This is a genomic window from Geodermatophilus sp. SYSU D00697 (assembly GCF_054050175.1).
This window is the reverse complement of record NZ_JBJGYV010000034.1, coordinates 37,698-50,061: the sequence shown is the minus strand read 5'-3', so window position 1 is coordinate 50,061 and position 12,364 is coordinate 37,698. Positions and strand designations below refer to the sequence as shown.

Here is a 12,364-nt window from a genome sequence, read left to right as displayed (position 1 = left end):
GCCCCCGACCGACGGGTCGGGGGCCTCGCGCGCGTCCGGACACCCTGGCGGGGAGCCGCCCTCCCGCATTGGGGAGTGAGAACTGTCAGCAGGGCGCCCTAGCGTCCGCGGTGTCGCGCCGAACTGCGAGGAGCCCGCCATGTCCCTGCCCGACCCGGTCCCCACCAGCCTGGACCGGGACCTCCTGCTCGCCGCCCGCCGGCGGGCCGCCCTGCGCCGCGCCCAGCGTCAGCGGTCGGCCGCCCGGCTCGCCGCGATGCTGGTCGCCGCCGGCCCCGGCACCGACCTGCGGGGCTGAGCCCGCCGGGACGGCGCACGGGGCGCCCGCGCCGCTGACGGGTGTCCCGACGGGTTCAGCCGGTGGGGACCTCGGTGTCGAGGATCGCGCCGAGGACGCCGTTGACGTAGGCCGGCGAGTCGTCGGTCGACAGCGCGCGGGCGAGTTCCACGGCCTCGTCGATCACCACGGGGTCGGGCACGTCGGCGACCCAGAGGAGCTCGAAGACGCCCATCCGCAGGATCGCCCGGTCAACGTCGGGCAGCCGGTCGATCGACCACCCGCGGGCGTGCCGGTCGATCAGCTCGTCGATGCGGGACGCGTGCTCCACCACTCCCTCGACCAGCCGGACGGTGTGCTCGTTGACCGGCGGCTGACCGGCGGCCACCTCCTCCGCCAGCTGGTCCAGCGCGCTGCGGCCGCGCAGGTCGGCCGCGTAGAGCACGTCGACCGCGCGCTTGCGCGCCTTGGTCCGGGCAGCCATCGTGCGGTGCGTCAGTTGGCGCGGCCGAGATACCGGCCGTCGCGGGTGTCGACCTTGAGCTTGTCGCCGGTGTTGACGAACAGCGGCACCTGGATCTGGGCGCCGGTCTCCAGGGTGGCGGGCTTGGTGCCGCCGGTGGAGCGGTCACCCTGCAGGCCCGGGTCGGTGTGCTGCACGACCAGCTCCAGGGTCACCGGGAGCTCGACGTAGAGCGGGGTGCCCTCGTGGACGGCGACGACGGCCTCGGTGTTCTCCAGCAGGTAGTCCGCCCCGCCGCCGACCGTCTCGGCCGGCACGTGGATCTGGTCGTAGGTCTCGCCGTCCATGAAGACGAAGTCGGTGCCGTCCTTGTACAGGTACGTCATGTTCCGCTTGTCCACGGTCGCGGTGTCGACCTTGGTGCCGGCGTTGAAGGTCTTGTCGACGACCTTGCCCGAGAGCACGTTCTTCAGCGTGGTGCGGACGAACGCGCCGCCCTTGCCCGGCTTGACGTGCTGGAACTCGGTGACGGTCCAGAGCTGGCCGTCGAGGTTGAGGACCATGCCGTTCTTGAGGTCGTTGGTGGTAGCCATCTAGAGGACCAGCAGTTCCTTGCTCGTGAGGGTCAACAACTCCGGCTCGTCGTCCGTGACGACCAGCGTGTCCTCGATCCGGACACCCCCGTGGCCGGGCAGGTAGACGCCGGGCTCCACGGTGACGGCCATGCCGGCGGCCAGCGTACCCGCGCCGAGCTGGCCGATGCCCGGCGCCTCGTGGATCTCCAGCCCGACGCCGTGGCCGAGGCCGTGGGTGAAGTGCTCCCCGTGGCCGGCCGCGGCGATGACGTCGCGAGCCGCCGCGTCGACCGCGACCACGTCGGCGCCGACCGTCAGCGCGGCCCGGCCGGCCGCTTGGGCGGCGGCCACGACCTCGTACACCTCGCGCTGCCAGTCGGCCGCGTGCCCGAGCACGAGGGTCCGGGTCATGTCGGAGTGGTACCCGTCGACGGTCGCGCCGAAGTCCAGCTTGAGGAAGTCGCCGGACCGCAGCTCGGTGCTGTCGGGGCGGTGGTGCGGGATGGCGGAGTTGGCGCCGGCGGCCACGATCGTCTCGAAGGACGGCGCCTCGGCACCCATCGCGAGCATCCGGGCGTCGAGCTCCCGGCCGACCTGCAGCTCGGTGCGGCCCGGGCGCAGCGCCCCCTCCGCGGCCAGCTCGGCCAGCGCGGAGTCGGCCACGGCGCACGCCCGCCGCAGCGCGTCGATCTCGTCGTCGTCCTTGACCGCCCGCTGGCCCTCGACCGCCCGGCGGATCGAGGTCAGCTCCGGCACGGTGCCCCCGGCGGCGGCGTCGGCGAGCACGGCCTCGAGCGCGCGCAGCCCGTCGACGGTCAGGTGGTGGCTCTCGTAGCCCAGCCGGCCGGTGCCGCGCCGCACGGCCTCGCGGGCCAGTGCGGCGACGGTGTTGCGGTCCACGTGCAGCTCGACGTCGGGCACCTGGACACCGGCCTGGGTGGTGTAGCGGCCGTCGGTGCCGAAGACGTCGCCGCCATCGGTGCGCAGGAGCAGCGCGCCGTTGGAGCCGGTGAAGCCGGTCAGGTAGCGGACGTTGAGCAGCTCGGTCACCAGGACGGCGTCGAGTCCCCGCTCGGCGGCCGTGGCCCGCAGCGCCTCGCGCCGCGCGGCGTGGTTCACCGTGCTCCCCGTCCGGGTCCGCGCCTCACCGGATCCCCCGGGCGACGAGCCACTGCAGCGCCAGCACGTACCCCTGCACGCCGAGGCCGGCGATGACGCCGTCGGCCACCCGCGAGACGTAGGAGAAGTGCCGGAACTCCTCCCGCTTGTGGATGTTGGTGATGTGCACCTCGACGAGCGGGCCGTTGAGGGCGGCCAGCGCGTCGTGCAGCACGACGGAGGTGTGCGACCAGCCGCCCGGGTTGATCACCACGGCGTCCCCGGCGTCGGAGGCGGCGTGCACCCAGCCGAGCAGCTCACCCTCGGAGTCGGTCTGGCGCACCCGCACCTCGACGCCGAGGTCCCGCCCGGTGCCCTCGAGCAGCTCGACCAGCTCGGCGTGGGTCGTCGTCCCGTACTTGTCCGGCTCGCGCAGGCCGAGCCGGCCCAGGTTGGCGCCGTTGAGCACCTGGATCGTCACGCGTCTCCCCCGTTCACCGCGGTCCACGCCGCGTCGAGCCAGGCCTGGTCCGGATCGGCCAGGATCCGCGGGTTGCCCAGCCCGTCGAGGACGACGAAGCGCAGGGACGAGCCGCGGGCCTTCTTGTCCACCCGCATGACCGACTGCAGCCGCGGCCAGTCACCGGCGTAGGTGGTGGGCAGCCCCATCGCGGCGACCAGGTCCCGGTGCCGGTCGACCTCGGCGCGGGTCAGCAGCCCAGCCTGGCCGGCCAGCTCGGCGGCGAACACCAGGCCGACGGCGACCGCCTCGCCGTGCCGCCAGCCGAAGTCCTCGACCCGCTCGATGGCGTGGCCCAGGGTGTGGCCGTAGTTGAGGAACTCGCGGCGGCCGGTGTCGAAGAGGTCCTCACCCACCGCGTCGGCCTTGACCTGCACCGCGCGCTCGATGAGCTCGACGGTGTCCCGGCGGCCGGTGGGGTCGGCCTCGAGCAGGTCGAGGATGGTGCCGTCGGCGATGAAGCCGCACTTGACCACCTCGGCCAGCCCGGCGCGGAACTCGGCCTCGGGCAGCCCGGCGAGGACGTCGGTGTCGGCCAGCACCCCGGCCGGCGGGTGGAAGGCCCCGACGAGGTTCTTGCCGGCCGCGGTGTTGATGCCGGTCTTCCCCCCGACGGCGGCGTCGACCATGCCCAGCAGGCTCGTCGGCAGGTGCACCACCCGGACGCCGCGCACCCATGTGGCGGCCAGGAAACCGGCCAGGTCGGTGACCGCTCCCCCGCCGACCCCCACGACGGCGTCGGACCGGGTCAGGCCCAGGCGGCCGAACTCCTCCCAGGCGCGCGCGGCGACCTCGGCGGTCTTGGCGGCCTCGCCGTCGGGGACCACGATCGCCTCCGCGGCGACACCGGCGGTCTGCAGCGTCTCCACGGCCGCACCGGCGAGGGCGGCCAGCGGCGGCGCGTGCACGACGACGGCCCGGGCGGTGCCGGCCAGCACCAGCCCCAGCTCGGCCTGCGCCCCGGGCCCGATGACGACGTCGTAGGGCGTGCCGCCCGCGACGGTCACCCGCCGCCACGTCATCGGTCCGCTGCCGGCGGCTGCTCCGCCCGCGCTCACGACGTCGTCCGGGAACGCAAGGCGGCCGCGACCTCGGCGATCACGTCACCGGGCTCGCGCCCGCCGGTGGGGACGGTCAGCGTGGCCACCTCCTGATAGAGCGGCGCCCGGGCCAGCAGCAGGTTGCGCAGCGTGGCCCGCGGGTTCATGCCGAGCACCGGGCGCGTCCGGCCGAGCCCGACCCGCTCCGCTGCGGAGGTCAGGTCGACGTCGAGCCAGACCACCGTGCCGCCGGACCGGCCGTAGCAGACCAGCAGCTCCCGGGTCGGCGCGCTGAGCACCGCACCCCCGCCGAGGGCCAACACCCCCGCGTGCGCGGCGAGCGCCCGGGCCACCGCCTGCTCCTCCAGCGCCCGGAAGAACGGCTCGCCGCGCTCGACGAACAGATCGGCCACGGTCTGCCCGGTGACGTCCTCGATGTCGGCGTCGGTGTCGCGGAACGGGACGCCGAGCATCTCGGCGACCGCCGTGCCGACCGTCGTCTTGCCCGACGACGGGGGCCCTACCAGGACCAGGACGGGCCGCGGCATCGGCTCGGCGGGGGTCCCGGGATCGGCGCGGGTCATCGGCTCGGCGGGGGTCATCGGATCGCGAGGGCGTCGAGGTAGGCCCGGGCGTTGCGCCGCGTCTCGGCCACCGAGTCGCCACCGAACTTCTCCAGGGCTGCGTCGGCCAGGACGAGGGCGACCATCGCCTCCATGACGACGGCGCCGCGCGGCACCGCGCAGGCGTCGCTGCGCTGGTTGATCGCGACCGCCGGCTCACCGGTGGCGACGTCGACGGTGGACAGCGCCCGCGGCACCGTCGAGATGGGCTTCATGGCCGCGCGGACCCGCAGCACCTCGCCGTTGGTCATGCCGCCCTCGATGCCTCCGGCGCGGTCGGTGGTCCGCTGGACCCGGCCGTCGGCGAGCACGATCTCGTCGTGGGCGACCGACCCGCGGCGCCGCGCGGTCTCCAGTCCGTCACCGACCTCCACCGCCTTGACCGACTGCACGCCCATGAGGGCGGCGGCCAGCCGGGAGTCCAGCCGGCGGTCCCAGTGCACGTGACTGCCCAGGCCCGGCGGCAGGCCGTGGACGACGACCTCGATCACGCCGCCGAGGGTGTCCCCGTTCTTCCGGGCGTCGTCGACCTCGGCGACCATGAGGGCGCTGGTCTCCGGGTCGGCGCAGCGGACCGGGTCCTCGTCGATCCGCGGGTTGTCCTGGGGGCCGGGCACGATGCCATCGGGCGCGACGACCGGCCCGATGCCCACCACGTGACTGACGACCTCAGCGCCCAGCGTCTGGCGCAGGAACGCCCGCGCGACCGCACCGAGGGCGACGCGGGCGGCGGTCTCCCGCGCGCTGGCCCGCTCGAGCACCGGGCGGGCATCGTCGAAGCCGTATTTCTGCATGCCGGCGAGGTCGGCGTGGCCGGGACGGGGCCGGGTGAGCGGCGCGTTGCGCGCCTGGCCCGCGAGCACCTCGGGGTCCACCGGGTCGGCCGACATCACCGTCTCCCACTTGGGCCACTCGGTGTTGCCGATCTGGACCGCGATCGGCCCGCCCTGGGTGACGCCGTGGCGGACCCCGCCGGTGAGCGTGACGACGTCCTGCTCGAGGGACATCCGCGCGCCGCGGCCGTGACCGAGCCGCCGACGGGCCAGGTCGACGTCGAGGTCGGAGGTCTGGACCCGCACGCCGGCGGGCAGGCCCTCGAGGATGGCGGTGAGCTGCTGGCCGTGCGACTCACCGGCGGTCAGCCAGCGCAACATGTCCCGGATTGTGCCAGCCGGGTTCCCCGGCCCTGCCTAGGCCAGCGGCAGCGGGGCCTCCAGCGCCAGCGCCAGCACCGCACCGACCAGCAGCGGCGGCCCGAACGGCAGGGCGGTGCGCCACCCCGCCCGTCGCGTGGCCACCAGCGCCAGCGACACCGCCGCGCCGGTGAGCAGGCCGAGGAACACCCCGGCCAGCAGCGCGCCCCAGCTCACCCAGCCGAGCACCAGCCCCAGCAGGCCGAGCAGCTTGACGTCGCCGAAGCCCAGCCCCTGCGGAGAGGCGAGCGCCCCCAGCGCGGCCAGCCCGAACGCGACGGCGGCCGCCAGCACCGCCCGCAGCAGCGCCGGCCACGTGCCGAGCACGGCGGCGTCGACGAGCAGGGCGGCAGCGACCACCGCGCCGGCCGGGAAGGTGACCCGGTCGGGCAGCCGGTGGACGGCGAGGTCGACGCCGGCCAGGACGATCCCGGCCGCGGCGGCCCACGCCAGGCCGACGGTGGCCGGGCGCACCCCGGACAGGGACAGCACCCCGGCGAACGCCGCGCCGACCAGGAGGCAGGTGACCCCGGTGCGCACCGGGCCCGCCGTGGCGGCGTCGTCCCGGGCGGCGAGGCGGACGGTCAGTCGCGCCAGCCACGGCCCCAGCACCAGCGCCGGGACGACGACCAGCGCTCCGACGGCGACCGCCGGGAGCTCCGTGGCCGGCACGGGGGTCAGCGGGCGTCGAGCGCCGCGCGCATCGCCTCGATCGGCGCGGGGTGCCCGGTCATGAGCTCGACCTGTGCGGTGGCCTGCCAGAAGAGCACCTCGAGACCACCCACCACGGCGCCCCCGGCCGCCAGGACGCGGGTCGCCAGCGGCGTCGGCCAGGGGTCGTAGAGGACGTCGAGGACGGTCTGCCCGGCCCGCCAGGGCAGCTCCGACACGACCGGCTGCCCGCCGACGGGCACGGTGCTCACGACGACGTCGGCGTCCACCACGGCGCCCTCCAGCGAGCGCACCGTCGTCGGCACGCCGAGGATCTCCAGGACCCGCAGCACGTCGAACGCGCGGGCGGGCTCCCGGACGACGAGGTCCACGTGCTCGGCGCCCAGGGACGCCAGCGCGACCGCGGCGGCAGCCGCGGTGCCCCCGGCCCCGACGATCGCCGCCGGGCCCACCTGGTCGACCCCGGCGAGCTGCAGGGCCATGCCGATGCCGGTGACGTCGGTGTTCTCCGCCCGCCAGCCCTGCTCGCAGCGGAGGAGGGTGTTGGCCGCGTGCAGCAGCCGCGGCAGCGGGTCGACGACGTCGGCGGCGTCCACCGCGGCCTGCTTGCACGGCATGGTGACCGAGAAGCCCCGCCACTCCTCGCCGAGCCCGGCCAGGAGGACCGGGAGGTCCTCCGCTCCGATGTCCAGCGCGTCGTAGGTCCAGTCGGTCAGCCCCAGCGCGGCGTAGGCCGCCCGGTGCAGCAGCGGGGACAGCGAGTGGCCCACGGGACGGCCGAGGACCGCCGCGCGCCGGGTGGGGGTCGTCGGGAGCGCCGCCGTCCCCCCGTCAGCCACCGCAGCCGAGGCCGGCGCTGGCGCAGCGCTCGCGGGCAGCCTGGAACTCGGCGTAGTCGGCGGTGAAGAAGTGCCGACCGTCCTGGGACTCCAGCACGTAGTACAGGAGGTCCCCGGTGGAGGGTGCCAGTGCCGCCTCGAGGCTGGCCTCACCCGGGGAGCTGATCGGCGTCGGCGGGAGGCCGGGCCGGGTCCGGGTGTTGTAGGGGCTGTCGGTCTGCAGGTCGTCGACGGTCAGCTCGTTGCCGTTCTTCTGCAGGCCGTAGGCCAGCGTGGCGTCGATGCCGAGCGCGATGCCCTGGTCGAGCCGGTTGTAGACGACCTGGGCGACGTCGGCCCGCTCCTCGTCGAGCCGGGTCTCCGACTGCACCATCGAGGCGACGGTGACGATGTCGTGCACCGACCGGCCGGCGGCCGCGGCCCGCTGCTCGAGCTGCATGCCGGTCGCCGTCTCGGTGAACTCGCCGACCATCGCGCGCAGCATGTCCACCGGCTCGTCGTCGGGGGTGAAGTCGTAGGTGGCCGGGAAGAGGTAGCCCTCCAGGGACCCGTTCGCGTAGGCCGGCAGGCCCAGGGCGGCGGGGTCGGCGGCGGCGGCCTGCAGCTCCTCGACCGGGGTCTGCGTGGCCTCGGCGAGCCGCTGCAGGACCGCCTGGACGGTGAACCCCTCGGGGATGGTCACCCGTGAGAAGAGCCGGCTGGCCGGGTCGAGCAGCAGGTCGAGGGCGGCCGCGCCGCTCATCTGCGACCGCATGGAGTAGACGCCGGGCTGGATGCCGGTCGCCGCCGGCTCGGACTCGGCGGCCTCGACGAACGGGCCGACGGAGGCGATGACGCCGCCGTCGACGAGGGTCCGGGCGATGTCGCTGAGGGTGTCCCCCACCGCGATCCGCACCTCGACGCTGCCGGTGCCCTGACCGGCGAAGTCCTCGCTGGGCGGGTTGACCAGGTTGATCAGCGCCTTGCCACCGAAGACGATGCCCGCCACCAGGCCGCCCAGCACGACCAGCGACAGGATCGCGGCCACCGGGCTGCGCCGCCGTCCGCGGCCGGAGCGCCGTCCGCGGCGGTCGCCGGGGTCCTCGCCGTCGTCCCGCCGGCGGCGGGAGCGGCGCGGCTCCTCGGCCGCGGAGGCGCCGATCACGTCGAGGCCGCCGGTCGAGTCGTCGTCGTCCCAGCCGTGCAGGTCCAGGTGGGCGGCGTCGGTGTCGTCGTCGTGCAGGTCACCGGGCACGGCCGGCTGGGCACCGAGAGGCTGGGCGACGGTCTGGTCGTCGTCGGGGTGCGCGTCGGTGCGCCGCCGCATGCGCGACCAGGTGCCCGCCGGCCGCGGCGGGAGGTCCGGCAGCGGAGCCGACGGGTGGCCGGCCCCGGCCTCCTCCTCCCGCGGCACGCTCCGGCCGGGCGGGCGGGGCATGCCCCTGCCGTCACCGGGCGGGGGCAGCGGTCCGGTGCTCCGGTCCTCGTGGCGGCCGGCGCGCGCCCCCGGGGAGCGCACGGTGGACGTCATCGCGTGCCGGCGTCCCGCGTCGTTCCGGGAGGGCACGCCCGAGGTCGGGCGGGCGGGCTGCCCGTCCGGGCCGGAGCGCGGCATCGAGGCCATCCACGCCGTGGCGGGGACCCCGCTCGGGAAGTCGGGGGACGCGTGCCGACCCCGTCGCGAGGACGGGGTCGGGTCGCTCACGAGCGCTCCCGCTGTGCGTCCAGATAGGCCTGGAGGATGACCACGGCGGCGGCCTGGTCGATCACGGGGCGCTGCTGCCGACTGTCGAGACCGTTCGCCCGGAGGGAACTGGCTGCGGTCACGGTGGAGAGCCTTTCGTCGACGAGGTGCACGGGCACGGTGCCGATCCGCCCGGCGAGTGCCCGAGAGTAAGCACGCGCCTCGCGCGCCGACGCCCCCGACGCACCCGAGAGGTGCCTCGGCTCTCCCACGATCACCTCTGTCACCTCGTGTTCCACCACGAGGTCGGCGATGCGGTCCAGGTCGGACTCGTCGCGCCGGCGCTGGACGGTCTCCAGCGGACTGGCCAGGGTGCCGGTCGGGTCGGAGATCGCCACGCCCACCCGGACCGTGCCGACGTCGATGCCCAGCCGCCGGCCCTGCTTCGGGCGCCGCGGCGGGATCGGCAGGCCGCCCGGCAGCCCGCCGGACAGGTCGATCTGCGCCGTCTCGTGCCGCACCGGGGGGAAGCCGGCGGACAGGTCGATCGCCTCGGTGCTGTGCTGCCCGGGCTGGTGCGGCGGGGCGGGCCGCGGGCGTGCCGGGGGCACGGCCGGTCGGTTCACCGGACGCCGGCCCACCGGACCGGTCTCGTCGGGGCGCTGGTCGGGCACCTCGCTCACCTCCCTGCGGCGGTCGCGACCGCCTGTTCGCCGGCCTGCAGGGCCGCTGGGATGCCCGCGGGGTCGGTACCGCCCCCCTGGGCCACGTCCGCCTTGCCGCCGCCCCGGCCGCCGACCGGGGGCGCCGCCGCGCGGAGCACGTCGTTGGCCGACAGCCCGCGCGCCTGAGCGGCCGGGTTGAGGGCCGCCACGAGAGCCACCTTGCCCGCCGACTCCGAGGCGAGCAAGACCACCGCCGGACGGTCGGCGGGCAGCCGGCCGCGGACGTCGAGGGCCAGCGTGCGCAGGTCCCCGCCGGCCAGGCCGCCGGGCGAGCCGGTGACCACGGCGACCCCGCCGACGTCCCGCGCGCCGGCGGCGAGCTCGCCGGCCGCGGCGAGGGTCTGCTGGGCGCGCAGCTCGGCGAGCTCCTTGTCGACGTCGCGCAGCCGGGCCAGCATGCCGCTGACCCGCTCGACCAGGGTGTCGGTCGGGGTCTTGAGCACCTCGCCGAGCTGCCGGACCAGGTCCCGCTCGCGGGCGAGGTAGCGGAAGCCCTCCAGCCCGACGGCGGCCTCCACCCGGCGCGACCCGGACCCGACCGAGGACTCGCCGGTCAGCGCGAGCGTCCCGATCTGGGCGCTGCCCTGCACGTGCGTGCCACCGCACAGCTCGCGCGACCACGGGCCGCCGATCTCCACGACGCGGACCTGCTCGGAGTAGGTCTCCCCGAACAGGGCCAGCGCCCCGATCGCCTGCGCCTCGGGCAGCGTCATGTAGCTGGCGGTGACCTTGTGGTCGGCGCGGACGGCGGCGTTGGCGACGTCCTCGATGTCGTGCCGCTGCTGCTGGGTGAGCGCGCCCTGCCAGGCGAAGTCCAGCCGCAGGTACCCCGGGCGGTTGTAGGAGCCCGACTGCAGCGCCTGCGGGCCGAGCACCTGGCGCAGGGCGGCGTGCACCACGTGGGTACCCGAGTGCGCCTGGCAGGCCGACAGCCGCCACTCGCGGTCGACCTCGGCGACCAGCTCGGCGCCCTCGCGCAGCTCCCCCTCCAGGACGCGCACCTGGTGGGCGACCAGGCCCTTGACCGGCCGCTGCACGTCGAGCACCTCGGCGCGGCCGCCGTCCCAGGTCAGGACGCCGGCGTCGGCGACCTGGCCGCCGGACTCGGCGTAGAACGGCGTGCGGTCGAGCACCACCCGGGTGATCTCGCCGGGGCCGGCCGGGACGACCTCGGCGCCCTCCTCCGCGGTGAGGTCGGAGACGAGGCCGAGCACGCGCGAGTCGGTCCGCAGGGTGTCGTAGGCCCGCCAGTCGGTGGGGCCGTGGTCGGCGAGCAGCCGGCGGTAGGCCAGGACGTCGACCGACCCGGTCTTCTTGGCGCGGGCGTCGGCGCGGGCGCGCTCGCGCTGCTGCTGCATGAGCGCGCGGAAGCCGTCCTCGTCGACGGTGACGCCCTGCTCGGCGGCCATCTCGAGGGTGACGTCGATCGGGAAGCCGTAGGTGTCGTGCAGCGAGAACGCCTGCTCCCCCGACAGGGTCGGCGTCCCGGCCTCCTTGGCGCGGGCGACGGCGGTGTCGAACAGCGTCGTCCCGGCGGTGAGGGTGCGCCGGAAGGCCTCCTCCTCGGCGTAGGCGACGCTGGAGATGCGCGCGAAGTCGGTCTCCAGCTCCGGGTAGCTGGCCTTCATCGCGTCCCGGGAGACCGGCAGCAGCTCGGGGAGGGTGGCCTCGTCGACGCCGAGCAGCCGCATCGAGCGGACGGCGCGGCGCAGCAGCCGGCGCAGGATGTAGCCGCGGCCCTCGTTGCCCGGCGTCACGCCGTCCCCGATGAGCATGAGGCCGCTGCGGACGTGGTCGGCGACCACGCGCAGCCGGACGTCGTCCTCGTGCTCCCGGCCGTAGGTCACGCCGGCCAGGTCGGCGGCGCGGCGCAGCACCGGCGCGACCTCGTCGATCTCGTAGAGGTTGTTCACCCCCTGGAGCAGGTAGGCGACCCGCTCCAGGCCCATGCCGGTGTCGATGTTCTTCTTCGGCAGGTCGCCGACGATGCGGAACTCCTCCTTGCTCCGCACGTCGTCGAGCTCGTACTGCATGAAGACGAGGTTCCAGATCTCCAGGAACCGGTCCTCGTCGACCACCGGCCCGCCGTCCTGCCCGTGCTCGGGACCGCGGTCGTAGTAGATCTCGCTGCACGGGCCGCCCGGGCCCGGCTGGCCGGTGTGCCAGTAGTTGTCCTTCAGCCCGCGGCGCTGGATGCGCTCGTCGGGCAGCCCGGCGATGCGCTTCCAGGCGGCCGCCGCCTCGTCGTCGTCCAGGTAGACGGTGACCCAGATCCGCTCGGGGTCGAAGCCGAGCCCGCCGTCGGCGACCGAGCCGGTGATCAGGTCCCAGGCGTGCTGGATGGCCCCTTCCTTGAAGTAGTCACCGAAGGAGAAGTTGCCGTTCATCTGGAAGAACGTGCCGTGACGGGTGGTCTTGCCCACCTCCTCGATGTCGAGGGTGCGCACGCACTTCTGCACGCTGGTGGCCCGTGGGTACGGCGCCGGCTCGCGGCCGGTGAGGTACGGGATGAACGGGACCATCCCGGCCACGGTGAACAGCAGGGAGGGGTCCGGCGAGACCAGCGAGGCGCTGGGGACGACGGTGTGGCCGCGCGCGGCGAAGTGCTCCAGGAAGCGGCGGCGGATCTCGGCGGTCTGCATGTCCTACTCGGTCGGGAGAGGGCGGGACGGTCGG

13 protein-coding genes are annotated in these 12,364 nt (G+C 75.2%); 1 reads left to right on the top strand and 12 read right to left on the bottom strand.

Annotation, left to right across the window (positions count from 1 at the left end; translation table 11 throughout):
• Positions 1 to 139 precede the first annotated feature (139 nt).
• Positions 140 to 298, top strand: coding sequence for a hypothetical protein (locus ACI79C_RS21730; protein WP_456947765.1), 159 nt, complete (start codon positions 140 to 142; stop codon positions 296 to 298).
• Between the two features lie 55 nt (positions 299 to 353).
• On the opposite strand, the gene nusB is transcribed toward ACI79C_RS21730, so the two are convergent.
• The 12 genes from nusB to alaS all read right to left on the bottom strand — a co-directional run bounded on the left by nusB (position 354) and on the right by alaS (position 12,330).
• Positions 354 to 761 carry a transcription antitermination factor NusB gene (gene nusB, locus ACI79C_RS21725; RefSeq protein WP_456947764.1) on the bottom strand — a complete coding sequence of 136 codons (408 nt, stop codon included), beginning with the start codon at positions 759 to 761 and terminating at the stop codon, positions 354 to 356.
• An 11-nt stretch (positions 762 to 772) separates the two neighbouring features.
• Positions 773 to 1,333: an elongation factor P gene (efp, locus tag ACI79C_RS21720; RefSeq protein ID WP_456919315.1), complete on the bottom strand. Its 561-nt coding sequence runs from the start codon at positions 1,331 to 1,333 to the stop codon at positions 773 to 775.
• Entirely contained in the window at positions 1,334 to 2,434 is a 1,101-nt protein-coding gene (locus ACI79C_RS21715; RefSeq protein ID WP_456947763.1) for a M24 family metallopeptidase, read from the bottom strand.
• Positions 2,435 to 2,459: 25 nt separating this feature from the next.
• Complete coding sequence (aroQ, locus tag ACI79C_RS21710) at positions 2,460 to 2,894, bottom strand: type II 3-dehydroquinate dehydratase (RefSeq protein WP_456947762.1); 435 nt, start codon at positions 2,892 to 2,894, stop codon at positions 2,460 to 2,462.
• Complete coding sequence (aroB, locus tag ACI79C_RS21705) at positions 2,891 to 3,940, bottom strand: 3-dehydroquinate synthase (RefSeq protein WP_456947761.1); 1,050 nt, start codon at positions 3,938 to 3,940, stop codon at positions 2,891 to 2,893. The genes aroQ and aroB overlap by 4 nt, the downstream gene beginning before the upstream one ends.
• A 47-nt stretch (positions 3,941 to 3,987) precedes the next feature.
• Entirely contained in the window at positions 3,988 to 4,575 is a 588-nt protein-coding gene (locus ACI79C_RS21700) for a shikimate kinase (RefSeq protein ID WP_456947760.1), read from the bottom strand.
• Complete coding sequence (gene aroC, locus ACI79C_RS21695) at positions 4,572 to 5,750, bottom strand: chorismate synthase (protein ID WP_456947759.1); 1,179 nt, start codon at positions 5,748 to 5,750, stop codon at positions 4,572 to 4,574. The genes ACI79C_RS21700 and aroC overlap by 4 nt, the downstream gene beginning before the upstream one ends.
• A 36-nt stretch (positions 5,751 to 5,786) precedes the next feature.
• A complete protein-coding gene (locus tag ACI79C_RS21690) occupies positions 5,787 to 6,461 on the bottom strand; it encodes a prepilin peptidase (protein ID WP_456947758.1) in 675 nt (224 codons plus the stop codon).
• Between the two features lie 5 nt (positions 6,462 to 6,466).
• Complete coding sequence (locus tag ACI79C_RS21685) at positions 6,467 to 7,300, bottom strand: shikimate dehydrogenase (protein ID WP_456947757.1); 834 nt, start codon at positions 7,298 to 7,300, stop codon at positions 6,467 to 6,469.
• On the bottom strand, positions 7,293 to 8,717 hold the full coding sequence (mltG, locus tag ACI79C_RS21680) for an endolytic transglycosylase MltG (RefSeq protein ID WP_456947756.1): 1,425 nt from the start codon (positions 8,715 to 8,717) through the stop codon (positions 7,293 to 7,295). The genes ACI79C_RS21685 and mltG overlap by 8 nt, the downstream gene beginning before the upstream one ends.
• A gap of 263 nt (positions 8,718 to 8,980) precedes the next feature.
• The gene (gene ruvX, locus ACI79C_RS21675) at positions 8,981 to 9,637 is read right to left on the bottom strand and encodes a Holliday junction resolvase RuvX (protein WP_456947755.1); all 657 of its coding nucleotides are present in this window, start codon (positions 9,635 to 9,637) and stop codon (positions 8,981 to 8,983) included.
• Between the two features lie 5 nt (positions 9,638 to 9,642).
• On the bottom strand, positions 9,643 to 12,330 hold the full coding sequence (gene alaS / locus ACI79C_RS21670) for an alanine--tRNA ligase (RefSeq protein WP_456947754.1): 2,688 nt from the start codon (positions 12,328 to 12,330) through the stop codon (positions 9,643 to 9,645).
• Between the last annotated feature and the right edge of the window lie 34 nt (positions 12,331 to 12,364).

Bases quoted from the DNA above. Each gene is read 5' to 3' on its own strand.
- ACI79C_RS21700 (WP_456947760.1), bottom strand. From the start codon at position 4,575: ATGACCCCCGCCGAGCCGATGACCCGCGCCGATCCCGGGACCCCCGCC.
- mltG (WP_456947756.1), bottom strand. From the start codon at position 8,717: ATGCCCCGCCCGCCCGGCCGGAGCGTGCCGCGGGAGGAGGAGGCCGGG.
- nusB (WP_456947764.1), bottom strand. From the start codon at position 761: ATGGCTGCCCGGACCAAGGCGCGCAAGCGCGCGGTCGACGTGCTCTAC.
- efp (WP_456919315.1), bottom strand. From the start codon at position 1,333: ATGGCTACCACCAACGACCTCAAGAACGGCATGGTCCTCAACCTCGAC.
- ACI79C_RS21730 (WP_456947765.1), top strand. From the start codon at position 140: ATGTCCCTGCCCGACCCGGTCCCCACCAGCCTGGACCGGGACCTCCTG.
- alaS (WP_456947754.1), bottom strand. From the start codon at position 12,330: ATGCAGACCGCCGAGATCCGCCGCCGCTTCCTGGAGCACTTCGCCGCG.
- aroC (WP_456947759.1), bottom strand. From the start codon at position 5,750: ATGTTGCGCTGGCTGACCGCCGGTGAGTCGCACGGCCAGCAGCTCACC.